We start from the raw sequence: 16,204 nt of genomic DNA, 5'->3' as shown, positions 1-16,204 counted from the left end.
GTGCCGGCACCGGGTGCCCGGGAGGCGCGTGCTGGCACCGGTGCGTGAGGGGCGCGTGCTGGCACCGCTGGGCAAGAGGCGCGTAGGGTCGGGCGCGTGCTCGATACGACGCCTTTGATCCAGGTCGTGGACCGATTCGCCGACCGGCTGCGCTCCGCCCCGCAGAGCCGCCTCCAGCGCGGCGCGGCCGCCGATGGGCTGGCCGCCGCGCGCGAGCTCGCCGTACGGGCGCAGCGCTTCGAGAGCCCCGGGGCCGAGCCGCGGGTGCTGCCGGACGCGGGGGTGTTCGCCGTGGGCGACCAGCTGGCCGTCGCCGGGCGGGATCTGGCCGTGGCACTGGTGACGGCCCCGTCCGGTGAGCTGGACGAGGCCGTGCGGTACGTCGAGGGAGCGGCGGCGCGGGCTTTCGCGTAGCCGGAGGCGGCGGCGGGTCAGAACGAGGCGATGACGCGGTCCGCCAGGATGTAGACGTTGTCCTCGCCGCAGGAGAAGGTCAGCGCGTAGGCGCCGGAGACGCCCGAGCCGCCCAGCAGCACCGGCTGCCGGCCCGCCCGCAGCGCGTCCGCGAGCCGCTCGGCCGTCTCACGGTGGCCCGGGGTCATGCAGAGCGTGGTGCCGTCGGCGAAGACGTACACATCGAGCGTGCCCAGCGGTCCCGGCCGCACATCGGTGAGCTCGGTGGCCAGGTCGGCCAGCTCCTCCAGACGGCTCACCGTGCGCTCGTGGTCGGTGACCACCGGCGTCTGCACGGGGACGAAGTCCGGGTGCGAGGGGTGGCGGCGGCGGGCGGCGGCCAGCTCGGGCGAGTCCTCGGGGTGGTCCGTGATCTCCGGCAGGTCCGTGAACTCACCGGCGAACTCGCCCGCGAACTCACCGGCCTCGTGCTCCGCGAGCGTCCGCTCGCTCAGCTCCGCCAGCTCCTCCATCGCCTCGGCCGATTCGAGGTCCAGCGACTCCAGACCGGCGAAGTCGGCCTGGCGCGGCAGGTAGAAGGGGGCGTCCTCACCCAGCACCGGCATCCCGCCCAGCAGCGACGGGGCGTCGGCCGCGTCACGGGCCTCCTGAGCGGCCCAGAAGGCGCGCGCCTCGGCCAGCTCGCGCTCGCGCTCCTCGGCCAGCGCCTCGGCCACGGCCGCGCGTATCTCCTCTGCGGGGGTGGCGGTACTACGGCTCTGCGGTGGCACCGACACATCGGGAGCGCGGCCCTCGGCCAGCTCCGTGCGCAGGCCGACGACCTGCTTGCGCAGCCCGTGAGCGGCATGCAGCGCGGCGGCGCCGACGGCCGTGGCAGCGGCGGTGGTCAGCAACAGGGCAAATGACATGGCGCTCACTGACAACTCCCGGTTTCAATCGACACCCCCGACTTCCTACATCAGCTTGGCCTGTACCCGTACCGCCTGTCAGTGCATTACGTCACGAAATGGACAGGTCTTTCGGTCCTAGGTTTACCGCCATATCTGCTGTGACCTGCGAAAATGACTCTCCCCCGGGATGCAGATCACATCCTGGGGGAGATTCGGTCACGGTCGGGGCTCGGTGGGATTCGGACACCCCATGGTGAGGGAAGGCCTGCGCCGCGTAAGGAAAACCCCTGGTGGGGCCTGGCTCAGCCGCTCGCTCTGGTGGTCGCGCTGGGCTTCACCTCCGCTGCGGGCAGGTGCCGCCCTCGTCCCTCGCGCGACCCCTACCCTCCGCTGCGGCTCAGCTCAGCCGCTCGATCACCATCGCCATGCCCTGGCCGCCGCCCACGCACATCGTCTCCAGGCCCCACTGCTTGTCGTGGAACTGGAGGCTGTTGATCAGCGTGCCGGTGATCCGGGCGCCGGTCATGCCGAAGGGGTGGCCGACCGCGATCGCGCCGCCGTTGACGTTGACCTTCTCCAGCGGCAGGCCGAGGTCCCGGTAGGAGGGGATGACCTGGGCGGCGAACGCCTCGTTCAGCTCGGCGAGGTCGATGTCGCCGATGGTGAGGCCGGCCCGCTTCAGCGCCTGCTTGCTGGCCTCGACCGGGCCGTACCCCATGATCTCGGGGGAGAGACCGGAGACGCCGGTGGAGACGATCCGGGCCAGCGGGGTCAGGCCCAGCTCGCGCGCCTTGGTGTCGGACATGATCACCAGGGCGGCGGCGCCGTCGTTGAGCGGGCAGCAGTTGCCCGCGGTGACCAGGCCGTCGGGGCGGAAGACCGGCTTCAGCCCCTGCACGCCCTCCAGCGTGACGCCGGCGCGCGGGCCGTCGTCCTTGGAGACGACCGTGCCGTCGGGCGTGGTGACCGGGGTGATCTCCCGCTCCCAGAAGCCGTTCTTCAGGGCTTCCTCGGCGAGGTTCTGCGACCGTACGCCGAACTCGTCCATGTCCTGGCGGGTGACACCCTTGAGCCGGGCCAGGTTCTCCGCCGTCTGCCCCATCGAGATGTACGCGTCCGGGACGATGCCGTCCTCACGCGGGTCGTGCCAGCCGGCGCCGGACTCCTCGGCGCGCGCGGCCGTGCGGGCCTCGGCCTCGGCGAAGAGCGGGTTGTGCGTGTCCGGGAGGCTGTCGGAGTTGCCCTTGGTGAAGCGGGACACCATCTCGACGCCCGCCGAGATGAAGACGTCGCCCTCGCCCGCCTTGATCGCGTGCAGCGCCATCCGGCTGGTCTGCAGCGAGGAGGAGCAGTAGCGGGTGACCGTACAGCCCGGAAGGTGGTCCATCCCCATCTGTACGGCGATGATGCGGCCCAGGTTGTTGCCCTGCTCGCCGCCGGGCAGACCGCAGCCCAGCATCAGGTCGTCGATGTCCTTCGGGTCCAGCTCGGGAACCTTGGCCAGCGCGGTCTGGATGATCGTGGCGGTCAGGTCGTCCGCGCGCAGGTCCTTGAGGGACCCCTTGAAGGCGCGGCCGATCGGCGAACGGGCGGCAGAGACGATCACGGCTTCGGGCATCACGCGGCTCCATGAGGGCTGGAAAGCTGGGTGGGCAGGGGGAACTCCCTTGGAAGCTACCCGGGCGTATGGCCCGGGTCACCCGGCAGGCCGTGTGATGAGGGACTCTTTTCTAAGCGCTTGCTCAGCCCTCTGCGGCCTGCCGGGGCCTCCTGCGCGTCCGGGCCGTTCTACGTGGATCCGTGCGCCGCGTCCGGGTGCGGCGCCGCCGGTTCCGTGTTCGTGGAGGCGGGCAGGCGCCGCCGCCTGCGGTGCTTGAGGAGCGCCCAGGGCGCGCGCGCTCCCGTGACCTCCGTACCGGCCTCGCGGGCCGCCTGGGAGGCCGCCTTGGCCACCGGGAGGATGTCCTCGCGGCGCGAACCGTCCAGCCGGTCCGACTCCGGCCACAGGCCCAGCACCGCGCAGAGCGTCGGCAGCACCGCCATCGCCGCCGTCGCGTACCCCTCGGCGGACGGGTGGTAGTTGTCCGGGCCGAACAGCTCGCGCGGGTTCGCCGCGAACTCCGGGCCCAGCAGGTCGCCCAGCGACACCGTCCGCCCGCCCTGCTCCACCGAGCCGATCGTCTGCGCCGCCGCCAACTGCCGGCTCACCCGGCGGGCCAGCCACCGCAGCGGCTGGTACACCGGCTCGATCGTGCCCAGATCCGGGCAGGTCCCCACCACCACCTCCGCCCCCGCCGTCCGCAGCCTGCGCACCGCCGTCGTCAGACAGCGCACCGACTGGGTGGCGGGCATCCGGTGGGTGACGTCGTTCGCCCCGATCATGATCACGCAGACGTCCGGCGTACGGGCCGGGTCCGCGAGCAGCAGCGAGACCTGCCGCTCCAGATCGTCCGACCTGGCCCCCGGCAACGCCACGTTCCGCAGGTCCACCGGCCGCTCCGCCACCGCCGCGAGCCCCGAGGCGAGCAGCGCCCCCGGCGTCTGCCCGGCCCGCCGCACTCCTTGGCCCGCCGCCGTCGAATCCCCGAGCATCCCGAGCCGCAACGGATCGTTCGGGCCGGCGAATGCCACCCCGTACCGCCCGTCCGCGCTCGGCGGAACCGGCGCCGTACCGCCGCCCACCTGCCTCTTCGCGAGCTGGACCTCCGCCAGGAACACGCCGACGGCCGCCGCACCGATCAGTCCGATGCTGCCGCCGCCGTAAGCCGCGCCCGCCGCGATCCGCCGTGCCACCCTTGCTCTCGACACAGTCCGGTCCACCTCCTTCTCGCCGTACCGCCCTACATGTACCTACCTGCCCCGCGGAGTGCGCCGCCCAATCGCACCCCGTGTCCACGGGCCCGTACGCTCCGTGTCCGACCTCGCTTTCCGGGCTCCCTCTCCTGAGGCGGAGCCCGTACGTACGCATCGTCCGGCCCGTACGCATACTCTGGGCCGGACCATCTCGGAGATCCCGGAGTACACGGTGCAATTCCACGATTCGATGATCAGTCTTGTCGGCAACACCCCGCTGGTGAGGCTGCGCAACGTCACGGCAGGTATCCAGGCGACCGTCCTGGCCAAGGTCGAGTACTTCAACCCCGGCGGGTCGGTGAAGGACCGCATCGCGCTGCGCATGATCGAGGCGGCAGAGCAGAGCGGCGAGCTGAAGCCCGGCGGCACGATCGTCGAGCCGACCAGTGGCAACACCGGCGTCGGGCTCGCCATCGTCGCCCAGCAGAAGGGCTACAAGTGCATCTTCGTCTGCCCGGACAAGGTGTCCACGGACAAGATCAACGTGCTGCGCGCGTACGGCGCCGAGGTCGTCGTCTGCCCCACCGCCGTTGACCCCGAGCACCCGGACTCGTACTACAACGTCTCCGACCGGCTGGTCACCGAGACGCCGGGAGCCTGGAAGCCCGACCAGTACTCCAACCCGAACAACCCGCGCTCGCACTACGAGACCACCGGTCCCGAGCTGTGGGAACAGACGGAGGGGAAGATCACCCACTTCGTCACGGGCGTCGGAACCGGCGGCACGATCAGCGGCACCGGGCGCTATCTCAAGGAGATCAGCGACGGCGCGGTCCAGGTCATCGGCGCGGACCCGGAGGGCTCGGTCTACTCCGGCGGCTCCGGACGGCCGTATCTGGTCGAGGGCGTCGGCGAGGACTTCTGGCCGAGCGCCTACGACCGCAACGTCACCGACGAGATCGTCGCGGTGTCCGACAAGGACTCCTTCCAGATGACCCGCCGGCTCGCCAAGGAGGAGGGCCTGCTCGTCGGCGGCTCCTGCGGCATGGCGGTCGTCGGGGCCCTGGAGGTCGCCAAGCGGCTCGGCCCGGACGACGTCGTCGTGGTGCTGCTGCCCGACAGCGGCCGCGGCTACCTCAGCAAGATCTTCAACGACGAGTGGATGGCCGACTACGGCTTCCTGGAGGACTCCGGCACCTCCGCCAACGTCGGCGCGGTCCTGGACTTCAAGGAGGGCCCGATGCCCTCCCTCGTCCACATGCACCCGGACGAGACGGTCGGTCAGGCGATCGACGTGCTGCGTGAGTACGGCGTCTCCCAGATGCCGATCGTGAAGCCGGGCGCCGGGCACCCCGACGTGATGGCCGCCGAGGTCATCGGCTCCGTCGTGGAGCGGCAGCTGCTGGACGCGCTGTTCACCCAGCGCGCCTCGCTCACCGACCCGCTGGAGAAGCACATGTCGGCCCCGCTGCCGCAGGTCGGCTCCGGCGAGCCGGTCGAGGACCTGATGGCCGCGCTCAGCGGTGCCGATGGTGCGGACGCGGCGATCGTGCTGGTCGAGGGCAAGCCGAAGGGCGTCGTGAGCAGGCAGGACGTGCTGGCCTTCCTCGCGAAGGAAGCCGGCTCCGCGAAGGCCTGACCTGGCGGGGCCGGGGCTCCGTGAAGGCCTGACCTGGCGGGAAGGGGCTTCGTGAAGGCCTGACAGCCCGGGGCCGGGGCTTCGCGAAAACGGTACGAGCGCGTCACGTCCACGCAGCACCCGCTTAACACGGCTCCGGCACATTGGTGGGTGTCGGCAGGGAAACCCGCCGGCACCCAGAACGGCGACACCGGACTACGGAGCGGCTCCCGGACCTCCACCGTCGCCCGGACGCGGGCATCCGGCCCTGACCCGGACCGCGTCCTTCGCGGGGACCGCCGTCGTCCCGCCCCCCGGGCCACCGGGGGTGCGGCGGCCCCGCGACATACTTCGCCTCGCGGCCGGACCCTCGGTGGGTCCGGCCGCGAGGCCGTTCCCACTGGCCGGATACGGCTGTCAGCCGCCGGAAACCGCCCTCAGCCGCCCTCCCACTCCGACGCCCGGTCAGTGCGCCGCGCCCGCTGCCGGAACAGGCCCCCGCTGCGCGCCGCGTGGACCGCGTTCACCCCGACGATGCCCATCCATGCCACCACCAGTCCTTCGATGCCCGCGTTGGCGGCCCCGATCGCCGAGAGCGGGACGGCCAGCACCAGTGAGACGACCCCGAACCCGAACCGCTCCGCGAAGCCGGGCGCTGTCCCGGCGGCGGACGGCGTCCGCAGGGACCGGGGATCCCGGGCGGCCGTCACCTGCTGCTCGGCCAGGTGGCGCCGGACGCGGCGGTCCAAGGTGGTGTCGAGGCGCTGCTCGACCTTCTCCAGGAACGAGTCGATGAGCGCGGACTCGTACTCCGGCCCCAGCTCACCGCGTGCCTGGAGGGTGGCGGCGAGCTCCCTCTTGAGCTCGTGGTCCCGTGCTTCCATACCCGTTACGTTACGAGCGGCGGTGGGCCGGAACACGGGTGCTAACCCCCGTATTTCCCGGCCGGGAGGCCCTCCGTCCACCCGCTGCATATGGACATGCAGGAGCCTTCCTGGCTGAATGGATCTGTCGGCGCCGGAGCTCGCGCCGACCCGGGGCACGATGGATCCAGCAAGGGGACAGCATGAGTGGGAGCAGCCCCGCCGCGCGGTTGCAGCAGCTCTTCGAGGGGCACCGGCTCACGCCCACCCAGCGGCGCATCGCGCACTGCATGGTCCGCCGGGCGGCCGACGCGCCGTTCCTCTCCAGCGTCGAGCTGGCCGAGCTCGCCGGGGTCAGCCAGCCCTCCGTCACCCGGTTCGCCGTCGCCCTCGGCTTCGACGGCTACCCGGCGCTCCGCCGCCACCTCCGCGAGGTCGCGCCCGCCGACGCGGAGCAGGAGGACGCGGGGGAGACGTACAACGAGTACCAGCAGGCCGTCCGCGCCGAGATCGAGAACCTCCAGCACCTCTCCGAGATGCTCGCCGACCCCGGACCCGTGGAGCGGGCGGGCCGGCTGCTGGCCGGGTCGCGGCCGCTGCCCGTGCTCGGCCTGCGCGCGGCCTCCTCGCAGGCGCGCGGCTTCGGCTACTTCGCCGCCAAGGTGCACCCCGACGTCCGGGTGCTCGACGAAGGCGGCTCCATGCTCCTGGACCGCATCGACTCCGCCCGCCGGGCCGGCGCCACCGCCCTGATGTGCTTCGCGCTGCCGCGCCACCCCAAGGAGTGCGTCGAGGCGCTGGCGTACGCCGGAACGCAGGGTCTCACCGTGGTGACCGTCGCCGACTCCGCCTTCGCGCCCGTCGCCAAGCACAGCGATCTGCTCCTCCCGGCGGCCATCGGCTCCGGCCTCTCCTTCGACACCGTCTGCGCGCCGATGCTGCTGGGGCGGGTGCTCCTGGAGGCGATGTGCGACGAACTGCCCGACGCCCAGGCGCGGCTGGAGGAGTTCGACGTACGGGCGGCGGCGCGGGGCCTGTTCGTGGAGTGAGGCCCCCGGCCAGGCTCCCGCGCCCACCGATTTCGCCGATTCTCACGCACCCCTCATCTGCGGCCGCTAATCTCCGCGCGCGGAACGACCGGCGGGGACCGGCGGACGTGGAGCGAGCGAGAGGGATACGGACGTGGGGCGCGGAGGGCAGTCGCTGGCGAGAGTGGCCGTGATCGTACGGGCCGGAGCGGCACCGCTCTGGTGGGCCGGGGTGGTGGCCGCCGTCGCTGGAGCGTTCGTACCGGGGCTGACCGGGCGTCGCATCGGGCTGCTGACGGGGGCGGCGCTCTTCATCGTCGTCGCGGCCGCCGTGCTGCCGGCGCGCGGCGGGCGGTACGCGGAGCTGGCCCGGGGCGCCTCGCGGGCCGGGCGCGGGGACTTCCTCCAGGACCGGGCCGTGACCGTACGGGTGTGGCGGCGCGGGCACCGGTGGTGGCTGCTCGGGGCGTTCGTGGTGGCGGTGGCGTCCTCGTTCGCGCTGCCGGGCGCCGGCGGACTGGTCCTCGCGGGCGTGGGCGCCGGTCTCTGGGCGAAGGCCGTACGCATCGGACAGCGGGAGCGCCGGGACGATGTCCTGTACTGGGTGCGCACCGACTGGGCTGGGCGCGGCAGCCCGGTCGCTGAGCGGGTGCAGGGCCACCGGACGACGGGGCCGCAGGCGGGGGACGCCGCGCCGGGCGGGGCGCGGCGTCGCCGCCGGTAAGGTCCGACCTTCGAGGGCTCAGACCTCCAGCTCTGCCTCGATCCTCTTCAGCTGGTGGCGGGCCATCGCCAGGTTGGCACGGCTCGCGTCCAGCACCAGGTAGAGGAAGAGGCCGTTGCTGCCACGGGTCTTGAGCAGCCGGATCAGGTGGTACTGGCTGCCCAGTGTGATGAGGATGTCCTCGATCTCCTCCTTGATGCCCAGGTGCTCCATGGTGCGGAGCTTGGCGCGGATCACGTCGGTGTTGCCCGCGGCGGCGACCTCCAGGTTGAAGTCCTTGCCGCCGCCGAGCGTGCCCAGGGCCATTCCGCTCGTGTAGTCGACGAGGGCGACACCCGTGGTGCCCTCGATCGAGCTCATCGCTTCCTTCAGTGACGCTTCGGTGTTCGCCATGGAGGCTCGTTTCCTTTCCGTGGCCGGTCGCGCTGACCGGGTCCGTTTGCGCGTGAGTGGCATGGGTGGGGTGTGTGGTTGTCGTGCGTGGGAGGAGGAGCGGTTACGTGGGGCGTTGCGGGAGCGTGCGGTTGGGGAGGCCGCGCGCCGGAGCGGTGCGGGGCATGGGGGGCGTGCGCTCGGCGCGTTCCAGTGCGGTGTCGACGAGTTCGCCGATCCGGGCGCCCGCGCGGCGGCCTTCCAGATGGAGCCGGCCGACGTTGATGCGGTCCTCGGCCAGCAAGGTCAGGACGGCGGAGGAGCCGGCGGCGTAGGTGGCGATGTAGCCGCTCTCGCCGCGGACCAGGAGCTCCCGGAAGCCGCCGCGGCCGGTGGCCTCCGTCATCCGGATCGAGACGCCGAGCGCGGCGGCGGTGAGGGCGGCGACGCCCTCGGCCTCGATGCCCGGTGTGTCGTGGGCCAGGACCAGGCCGTCGGTGGAGGCGGCCAGTGCCCCGGAGAGCAGGGGGACCCGGGCCCGTAGCCGCTGGAGCTCGTCGAGGACACCGCGCGTCTCGGCCTCGGGAACCATCAGCTGTCTCCTCCCGGCACGCTGTCTGAGCGCGCGTATCACAGGGCCTCCAATGCGTCTCGGAGCCGGCGCAGCAGGGCGATATCGGGGTCGGCGGTCACCTCGGGGAGCGTGATCCGGCCGGGTGCGGAGGCGGCTGCGGGCAGCGGCTGCGCGCGGACCGCCTCCACCAGGCCGGCCGCGGCGAGCCGCCGCAGGTCGACCAGGATGTGGAACGCCGAACGGCCCAGCGCCTGCGCGATGTCGGAGGCCGTACGGACCCCGTCGGCCAGCTCCAGCACCGCGCGCTGCCGGGCGGGTACGGGGCTGTCGCCCGGGTGCGCCGACGACCGGATCACGGGTGCGCTGTCGCAGGCGGCGTCGGGCCAGATCCGGTCCAGCAGCTCCCGTCTGCGCAGCGTCTCGCGCTGAACGGCGGCCACCGGGACCGGCCGCACCGGCCCGATCCAGTGGGACACCCCGTAACGGAAGCGGGCGGGTGTGCCGGTCGGGGCGAGGGCGAAGAACGCGGCGTCGTACAACGCGCCCAGGTGGCACAACTCCAGCGCGCCGCCCGGCACATGGCCGCTGTCCACGAGGTAGCGGCCGACCCGCTGCCCGGCCCCGGCCTGCGCCACCGCGTCCCACCAGCCCTCGTGGCGCAGCGTGCCGCCGGTGGTGAGCAGGACGTCGATGCCGGGGGTGGCGGGGCTCTCGGCGTGCACCACCTGGCCGTCGGCGAGGTAGAGCGTGCCGCGGTCGCGCATCAGGGCGCCGGTGGCCCGCTCGGCGGCGAGGCGCTGGAGCATCGGTGAGAGGACCGGGAGCCGGTCCGTCTCCGGGGCGCCGGGGTCGGCGGCTATCGCGCTCATGCCAGCACCAGCCGCTGGGCCAGCTCGCCCAGCCGTAACCGGGCCATCGCGAGGTTGCCCTCGGAGCGGCTCAGCCAGAGATGGAGGAAGACGCTGCTGTCGAAAGCCGTCTCGACGAAGCGGAGCATGTGGTAACCGTCTTGTGTGGTGACGATGACGTCCTCGACAGCGGGGCTCGGCGCTTCCCCGGAGCCTTCGGTTCCGCCCCCTGAGGCCAGGTGGGCGAAGGCGGGCTGTTCGGCGGTCATGCGGGCGACCTCCGCGGTCTCTGCCGCCGTCGCCTCGTGGTCGCCGTTGGGGGACTCGCCGATGGTGCCGAGCGCGAGGCCGCTCGTCCAGTCGACCACCGAGGCGCCACGGGCGCCGGGCAGCCTCATGACTTCGAGCAGGCACTCGTCGATTCCGGGCACGCGGATTCCCCTCCCGACGCGGCGTACGGCTGTGACCCTGAGGCTACGCAACGTGCTCACGGCTGGTGGAGGTTCTGGCATTTTCCTTTGGTACATGCGCCCCGGGGTGTAAAGGAGCGGCTGAAATGTGGTGGCCGGGAAAGGGGTGGCGCCCTGTTGGCCGTCCGCCTTGCCGGACTTCTCGTGGGCCGTCCTCACCGCCTTGTCCACCGCCCAGAGTCCGATCCCGATCAGCAGCAGGATCCCGGCCCGTACATGGACGTCGGAGCCCCGGTCGGCGAGCGGGCCGGCCAGGGCCGGTGAGGTGATCGCGCCGAGGACCGGCAGAGCCGTCGGCGTACGGAAGTGGCGGTGTTCCACGCGGTCCTTGCGCGGCACCAGTACGGCGATGTTGACCACGCCGAAGACGCAGAGCAGCAGGAACGAGGTGGTGTCGCCGAGCCCTTCGATCTCGCCGGCGGAGACCGGGCCGATCGCCAGGAGCGAGACGAAGACGATGCCGGCCCACGGCGTGCGCCGGCCCGCCGGCACCTTGCCCATGCCGGGCGGGAGGATGCGTTCGTCGGCCATGCTGTAGCAGAGCCGCGAGGCCGTCATCAGATTGATCAGCGCCGAGTTCGTGACCGCGAACAGGGCGATCGGCGCGAAGAGTTTCGGCGGAAAATCGACGCCGCCCGCCTTCGGATACTTGCCGACGAGCTCCACGTACGAGGCCGCCGTCAGCAGCGCCCCGACGAACCCGATCGCGAACGGCAGCCAGAGCGCGCCGCCCACCTTGCCCGCCACGTCGCCGGTGGTGGCGTAGATGCCGGTGCCGAGGATGTCGCCGATGACGAAGAGGATCAGCAGCTTGGGGCCGAGCGCCCGCTTGAGTGGCGGTGACGCGTCAGGGGCCGAGGGTGTGCCGGGCGCGGCTGGTGTGCCGGGCATGCTTATCGGTGCCTCAGGTGCCTCAGGTGCCTCAGGTGCCTCAGGTGCCTCAGGTGCCTCAGGTGCCTCAGGTGCCTCCGGTGCCTCCGGTGCCTCAGGTGCCTCCGGTGCCCTCGGGCCGGGGATGGAACACCTCTTCCCGGAGGCGGCGCGAGCCGCACCTGTTGACTACGACTATTCAGCGCCTCAGGATGTGAATAGATATTCACCGTCGCGAGGAGGCACCGCCATGTCAGGACCCCGCCCCGTACGAGCGCCGCGCGGCAGCGCCCTCAGCACCCTGGGATGGCAGCAGGAAGCCGCCCTGCGCATGCTCCAGAACAACCTGGACCCCGAGGTCGCCGAGCACCCCGACAAGCTCGTCGTCTACGGCGGCACGGGCAAGGCGGCCCGCGACTGGCGCTCGTTCGACGCGATGGTCCGGACCCTTCAGACGCTCAAGCAGGACGAGACGATGCTCGTCCAGTCCGGGCGGCCGGTCGGCGTCATGCAGACCCACGAGTGGGCGCCGCGCGTGCTGATCGCCAACTCCAACCTGGTCGGCGACTGGGCCAACTGGGAGGAGTTCCGCCGCTTGGAGGCGCTCGGCCTCACCATGTACGGCCAGATGACCGCCGGATCCTGGATCTACATCGGCACCCAGGGCATCCTCCAGGGCACCTACGAGACCTTCGCCGCCGTCGCCGCCAAGAAGTTCGGCGGAACCCTGGCCGGGACGATCACCCTGACCGCCGGGCTCGGCGGCATGGGCGGCGCCCAGCCGCTCGCCGTCACCATGAACGACGGCGTCGCGATCTGTATCGACGTCGACCCGCGCGCCATCGACCGCCGCATCGAGCACCGCTACCTGGACGTCAGGGCCGACAGCCTGGAGCACGCCCTCCAGCTCGCCGTCGAGGCCCGCGACGCCCGCCGTCCGCTCTCCATCGGCCTCCTCGGCAACGCGGCCGAGCTGCTGCCCCGGATGCTTGCCGAAGGCGCGCCGATCGACATCGTCACCGACCAGACCAGCGCCCACGACCCGCTGGCCTACCTCCCGCTCGGCGTCGACTTCGACGACATGGCGACGCTCGCCGCCGAGAAGCCCGCCGACTTCACCCAGCGCGCCCGCGAGTCGATGGCCCGCCACGTCGAGGCCATGGTCGGTTTCATGGACGCCGGTGCCGAGGTCTTCGACTACGGCAACTCCATCCGCGGCGAGGCCCAGCTCGCCGGGTACGACCGCGCCTTCGACTTCCCCGGCTTCGTCCCCGCCTACATCCGGCCCCTCTTCTGCGAGGGCAAGGGCCCCTTCCGCTGGGCCGCCCTGTCCGGCGAGGCCTCCGACATCCACAAGACCGACCGGGCGATGCTGGAGCTCTTCCCGGAGAACGAGTCCCTGCACCGCTGGATCAAGATGGCCGGCGAACGCGTCCACTTCCAGGGCCTGCCCGCCCGTATCTGCTGGCTCGGCTACGGCGAGCGCGACAAGGCCGGCGAGCGCTTCAACGACATGGTCGCGAGCGGCGAACTGGCCGCCCCGCTGGCCATCGGCCGCGACCACCTGGACTGCGGCTCGGTCGCCTCCCCGTACCGCGAGACCGAGGCCATGCTCGACGGCTCCGACGCCATCGCCGACTGGCCGCTCCTCAACGCCATGGTCAACGTCGCCTCCGGTGCCTCCTGGGTCTCCCTCCACCACGGCGGCGGTGTCGGCATGGGCCGCTCCATCCACGCGGGCCAGGTCACCGTCGCCGACGGCACGAAGCTGGCGGGCGAGAAGATCCGCCGCGTCCTGACCAACGACCCCGGCATGGGCGTGATCCGCCACGTCGACGCGGGCTACGACATCGCGGAGTCGGTCGCCGAGGACAAGGGCGTCCGCGTCCCGATGACGGAGGACAAATGACGCCCACGGGCACCACGCCGAACGGCACGACGGAGAGCACCCCCGGCGCGACGGAGAGCACCCCCGGCGCGACGGAGAGCACCCCCGTCGCGACGGGGAACACGCCCGGCACGACGGGGAGCGCGTCCGGCGCCCCGTGGCGTACAGGTGGCTCCTTCCTCTCCATGTGGCGCGAGCTGGCTCCCGTCGGACGCCATCCCGACAGCGGTGGCTACCGGCGTTACGCCTGGTCGGCGGCGGACCTCGACTGCCGGGCCTGGTTCCGTACGCAGGCCGAGGCGCGCGGGCTCACCTACGAGGCCGACCGCAACGGCAACCAGTGGGCCTGGCTCGGCGACCCCCTGGCCGGCGACGCCGTCGTCACCGGCTCCCACCTGGACTCCGTCCCGGACGGCGGCGCCTTCGACGGGCCGCTCGGTGTGGTCTCCTCCTTCGCCGCGCTCGACGAACTCCGCTCCCGGGGCGTGGCGTTCACCCGGCCCCTCGCCGTCACCAACTTCGGTGACGAGGAGGGCGCCCGCTTCGGTCTCGCCTGTGTCGGGTCCCGGCTCGCCGCCGGACAGCTCACCGTCGCCGACGCCCACCGCCTCCGGGACGCGGACGGGATCTCCCTGCCCGCCGCCATGGAGAGCGCCGGATACGACCCCGAGGTCATCGGCCCCGACCCCGAACGGCTCGCCCGGATCGGCGCGTTCGTCGAACTCCACGTCGAGCAGGGCCGCGCCCTCGACCTGACCGGCGACCCCGTCGGCATCGCCTCCGCCATCTGGCCGCACGGCCGCTGGCGGTTCGACTTCCGGGGCGAGGCCAACCACGCGGGCACCACCCGCCTGGCCGATCGCCGCGACCCGATGCTCACGTACGCCGAGACCGTCCTCGCCGCCCGTCGCGAGGCCGGACTCACCGGCGCCCTCGCCACCTTCGGCAAGATCGCGGTCGAGCCCAACGGCGTCAACGCCATCCCCTCCCTCGTCCGTGGCTGGCTCGACTCCCGCGCCGCCGACCAGGCCACCCTGGACGCCGTCGTCACCGGCATCGAGCGCGCCGCCCGGGAGTACGCGGACCGGGCGGGGATCGGCCTCGACGTCGTGCGCGAGTCGTTCACGCCCGTCGTCGAGTTCGAGCACGCCCTGCGCGACGAGCTCGCCAAGATCCTGGAGGGGGCCGGCGACACGGGGCGCCCGGTCCCCGTCCTCGGCACCGGCGCGGGCCACGATGCGGGTATTTTGTCCGCTTCGGTGCCCACCGCCATGCTCTTCGTGCGGAACCCCACCGGCATCTCGCACTCTCCGGCCGAGCACGCCGCCGAGGACGACTGCACGGCCGGTGTGCGGGCACTCGCCGACGTACTGGAAGGTCTCGCGTGCAGCTGACGAACCGGACCGCAAAGACGGCAGGGACTGCGGTGACACCACGGACCGCGGAGGCGGCACGGGCGGCGGGCGGGCCCGTCACCGCGACGTACTGGATGGACCACGCCTGGCTCGGAACGCACGTGGAGCCCGATGTCCTGGTCGAGGTCGCCGGCGGCCGGATCGCCGGGGTCAGGACCGGGGTCGAGGCACCGCCGCCCGGCGCCACCGCGCTGCGCGGCCTGACCCTCCCCGGCCTCGCCAACGTCCACTCCCACGCCTTCCACCGGGCCCTGCGCGCCACGGTCCAGGTGGGCACCGGGACCTTCTGGACCTGGCGCGAGCTGATGTACCAGGTGGCCTCGCGGCTCACCCCGGACAGCTACTTCGACCTGGCCCGGGCCACGTACGCGGAGATGGCCCTGGCCGGCATCACTGCCGTCGGCGAGTTCCACTATCTGCATCACGCGCCCGGCGGCACGCCGTACGCCAACCCCAACGCCATGGGCGAGGCGCTGATCGCGGCGGCGGCCGAGGCGGGCATCAGGATCACGCTGCTGGACACCGCCTACCTCGCCGCCGGCTTCGGCGAGCCGCCCAACCGGCACCAGCTGCGCTTCTCCGACACCACCGCCGACGCCTGGGCCGAGCGCGCCTCCCTCCTGAAGGGCGACGACCACGCCCTGATCGGCGCGGCCATCCACTCCGTCCGCGCGGTCCCGGCGGACCAGCTGGCCACCGTCGCCGCCTGGGCCGAGGAGCGGAACGCCCCGCTCCACGTCCACCTCTCCGAGCAGACGGCGGAGAACGACGCCTGCCGAGCCGCCCACGGCCGCACCCCCACCCGGCTCCTGGCCGACCACGGCGTCCTCGGCCCGCGCACCACCGGCATCCACAACACGCATCTGACGGAGGAGGACATCGCGCTGCTCGGCTCCTCCACCGCCGGCACCTGCATGTGCCCGACGACAGAGCGCGACCTCGCCGACGGCATCGGCCCCGCCGTCGCCCTCCGGAAGGCCGGCTCCCCGCTCTCGCTCGGCAGCGACAGCCACGCCGTCATCGACCTCTTCGAAGAGGCGCGGGCGATGGAGCTGAACGAGCGCCTGCGCACCCACATCCGGGGCCACTGGACGGCCGCCGTCCTGCTCAGGGCCGCCTCCGCCGACGGACACGCCGCACTCGGCCGCCCCGACGCGGGCGTCCTGGAACCGGGCGCTCCGGCCGACCTGACGACAGTCGCGCTGGACTCCGTCAGAACGGCAGGGCCGGTGCCCCGACTGGCAGCCGAGACCGCCGTATTCGCCGCCTCCGCCGCTGATGTGCGGCACACGGTCGTGGCGGGGCGCCACATCGTCCGCGACGGCCGTCACACGTTGATCGAGGACGTGCCCGGAGCGCTCGCGGCGGCCGTGGCAGCCCTGCACCACTGACCCCATCCCCAACAGCGGACCCGGAGCTCCCGGAGCGCAAGGAGAA

General features: G+C 72.5%; 15 protein-coding genes and 1 pseudogene. 7 read left to right on the top strand and 9 right to left on the bottom strand.

Annotated elements, in window-relative coordinates; translation table 11 throughout:
• The first annotated feature begins 96 nt into the window (after window positions 1–96).
• On the top strand, window positions 97–414 hold the full coding sequence (locus tag ACIRR8_RS24955) for a hypothetical protein (RefSeq protein WP_404068762.1): 318 nt from the start codon (window positions 97–99) through the stop codon (window positions 412–414).
• 17 nt (window positions 415–431) lie between these two features.
• Here ACIRR8_RS24955 and ACIRR8_RS24950 read toward each other — a convergent pair whose 3' ends face one another.
• The 3 genes from ACIRR8_RS24950 to ACIRR8_RS24940 form a co-directional block, all read right to left on the bottom strand.
• The gene (locus ACIRR8_RS24950) at window positions 432–1,322 is read right to left on the bottom strand and encodes a hypothetical protein (RefSeq protein WP_404068759.1); all 891 of its coding nucleotides are present in this window, start codon (window positions 1,320–1,322) and stop codon (window positions 432–434) included.
• Window positions 1,323–1,701: 379 nt separating this feature from the next.
• A complete protein-coding gene (locus tag ACIRR8_RS24945) occupies window positions 1,702–2,922 on the bottom strand; it encodes an acetyl-CoA C-acetyltransferase (protein ID WP_404068756.1) in 1,221 nt (406 codons plus the stop codon).
• 170 nt (window positions 2,923–3,092) lie between these two features.
• Window positions 3,093–4,097, bottom strand: coding sequence for an SGNH/GDSL hydrolase family protein (locus ACIRR8_RS24940; protein WP_404069429.1), 1,005 nt, complete (start codon window positions 4,095–4,097; stop codon window positions 3,093–3,095).
• A gap of 232 nt (window positions 4,098–4,329) precedes the next feature.
• Between ACIRR8_RS24940 and ACIRR8_RS24935 the strand changes: the two genes are divergently transcribed.
• Window positions 4,330–5,736 carry a cystathionine beta-synthase gene (locus ACIRR8_RS24935; RefSeq protein ID WP_404068754.1) on the top strand — a complete coding sequence of 469 codons (1,407 nt, stop codon included), beginning with the start codon at window positions 4,330–4,332 and terminating at the stop codon, window positions 5,734–5,736.
• Window positions 5,737–6,152: 416 nt separating this feature from the next.
• Here the strand turns inward: ACIRR8_RS24935 and ACIRR8_RS24930 are convergent, their stop codons facing one another.
• On the bottom strand, window positions 6,153–6,599 hold the full coding sequence (locus tag ACIRR8_RS24930; RefSeq protein ID WP_404068751.1) for a hypothetical protein: 447 nt from the start codon (window positions 6,597–6,599) through the stop codon (window positions 6,153–6,155).
• A 182-nt stretch (window positions 6,600–6,781) separates the two neighbouring features.
• Here ACIRR8_RS24930 and ACIRR8_RS24925 point away from each other — a divergent pair, with 182 nt between their 5' ends.
• Window positions 6,782–7,627, top strand: coding sequence for a MurR/RpiR family transcriptional regulator (locus tag ACIRR8_RS24925; protein ID WP_404068748.1), 846 nt, complete (start codon window positions 6,782–6,784; stop codon window positions 7,625–7,627).
• A 163-nt stretch (window positions 7,628–7,790) separates the two neighbouring features.
• Window positions 7,791–8,330 carry a hypothetical protein gene (locus tag ACIRR8_RS24920; protein ID WP_404069427.1) on the top strand — a complete coding sequence of 180 codons (540 nt, stop codon included), beginning with the start codon at window positions 7,791–7,793 and terminating at the stop codon, window positions 8,328–8,330.
• 18 nt (window positions 8,331–8,348) lie between these two features.
• On the opposite strand, the gene ACIRR8_RS24915 is transcribed toward ACIRR8_RS24920, so the two are convergent.
• The 5 genes and pseudogenes from ACIRR8_RS24915 to ACIRR8_RS24895 form a co-directional block, all read right to left on the bottom strand.
• Window positions 8,349–8,723: a hypothetical protein gene (locus tag ACIRR8_RS24915; RefSeq protein WP_404068745.1), complete on the bottom strand. Its 375-nt coding sequence runs from the start codon at window positions 8,721–8,723 to the stop codon at window positions 8,349–8,351.
• Window positions 8,724–8,826: 103 nt separating this feature from the next.
• Window positions 8,827–9,294 carry a roadblock/LC7 domain-containing protein gene (locus ACIRR8_RS24910; protein WP_404068742.1) on the bottom strand — a complete coding sequence of 156 codons (468 nt, stop codon included), beginning with the start codon at window positions 9,292–9,294 and terminating at the stop codon, window positions 8,827–8,829.
• A gap of 38 nt (window positions 9,295–9,332) precedes the next feature.
• Window positions 9,333–10,145 carry a winged helix-turn-helix domain-containing protein gene (locus tag ACIRR8_RS24905; protein ID WP_404068739.1) on the bottom strand — a complete coding sequence of 271 codons (813 nt, stop codon included), beginning with the start codon at window positions 10,143–10,145 and terminating at the stop codon, window positions 9,333–9,335.
• Window positions 10,142–10,555 (bottom strand): hypothetical protein, encoded by a 414-nt coding sequence (locus ACIRR8_RS24900; RefSeq protein WP_404069425.1) that lies wholly within the window; start codon window positions 10,553–10,555, stop codon window positions 10,142–10,144. The genes ACIRR8_RS24905 and ACIRR8_RS24900 overlap by 4 nt, the downstream gene beginning before the upstream one ends.
• A gap of 171 nt (window positions 10,556–10,726) precedes the next feature.
• A pseudogene (locus ACIRR8_RS24895) lies at window positions 10,727–11,485 on the bottom strand (amino acid permease); the annotation flags it as partial.
• 229 nt (window positions 11,486–11,714) lie between these two features.
• Here ACIRR8_RS24895 and hutU point away from each other — a divergent pair.
• The 3 genes from hutU (at window position 11,715) to ACIRR8_RS24880 (ending at window position 16,158) form a co-directional block, all read left to right on the top strand.
• Window positions 11,715–13,373: a urocanate hydratase gene (gene hutU, locus ACIRR8_RS24890; protein WP_404068736.1), complete on the top strand. Its 1,659-nt coding sequence runs from the start codon at window positions 11,715–11,717 to the stop codon at window positions 13,371–13,373.
• Window positions 13,374–13,537: 164 nt separating this feature from the next.
• A complete protein-coding gene (locus ACIRR8_RS24885) occupies window positions 13,538–14,746 on the top strand; it encodes an allantoate amidohydrolase (RefSeq protein WP_404069423.1) in 1,209 nt (402 codons plus the stop codon).
• 95 nt (window positions 14,747–14,841) lie between these two features.
• Window positions 14,842–16,158, top strand: a complete 1,317-nt coding sequence (locus tag ACIRR8_RS24880; protein ID WP_404069422.1) for a formimidoylglutamate deiminase — start codon at window positions 14,842–14,844, stop codon at window positions 16,156–16,158.
• Window positions 16,159–16,204 lie beyond the last annotated feature (46 nt).

Origin of the sequence: Streptomyces sp. NPDC101178, assembly GCF_044767965.1 — a bacterium.
Classification (GTDB): domain Bacteria; phylum Actinomycetota; class Actinomycetes; order Streptomycetales; family Streptomycetaceae; genus Streptomyces.
Note: the sequence above shows the minus strand (reverse complement) of the source record. Positions and strands in the feature narration are given on the sequence as shown.

Excerpts from the sequence above, each read along its gene's own strand:
- ACIRR8_RS24950 (WP_404068759.1), bottom strand. The coding sequence starts at position 1,322 with ATGTCATTTGCCCTGTTGCTGACCACCGCCGCTGCCACGGCCGTCGGC.
- ACIRR8_RS24945 (WP_404068756.1), bottom strand. The coding sequence starts at position 2,922 with ATGCCCGAAGCCGTGATCGTCTCTGCCGCCCGTTCGCCGATCGGCCGC.
- ACIRR8_RS24930 (WP_404068751.1), bottom strand. The coding sequence starts at position 6,599 with ATGGAAGCACGGGACCACGAGCTCAAGAGGGAGCTCGCCGCCACCCTC.
- ACIRR8_RS24925 (WP_404068748.1), top strand. The coding sequence starts at position 6,782 with ATGAGTGGGAGCAGCCCCGCCGCGCGGTTGCAGCAGCTCTTCGAGGGG.
- ACIRR8_RS24915 (WP_404068745.1), bottom strand. The coding sequence starts at position 8,723 with ATGGCGAACACCGAAGCGTCACTGAAGGAAGCGATGAGCTCGATCGAG.
- ACIRR8_RS24910 (WP_404068742.1), bottom strand. The coding sequence starts at position 9,294 with ATGGTTCCCGAGGCCGAGACGCGCGGTGTCCTCGACGAGCTCCAGCGG.
- ACIRR8_RS24905 (WP_404068739.1), bottom strand. The coding sequence starts at position 10,145 with ATGAGCGCGATAGCCGCCGACCCCGGCGCCCCGGAGACGGACCGGCTC.
- hutU (WP_404068736.1), top strand. The coding sequence starts at position 11,715 with ATGTCAGGACCCCGCCCCGTACGAGCGCCGCGCGGCAGCGCCCTCAGC.
- ACIRR8_RS24885 (WP_404069423.1), top strand. The coding sequence starts at position 13,538 with ATGTGGCGCGAGCTGGCTCCCGTCGGACGCCATCCCGACAGCGGTGGC.
- ACIRR8_RS24880 (WP_404069422.1), top strand. The coding sequence starts at position 14,842 with ATGGACCACGCCTGGCTCGGAACGCACGTGGAGCCCGATGTCCTGGTC.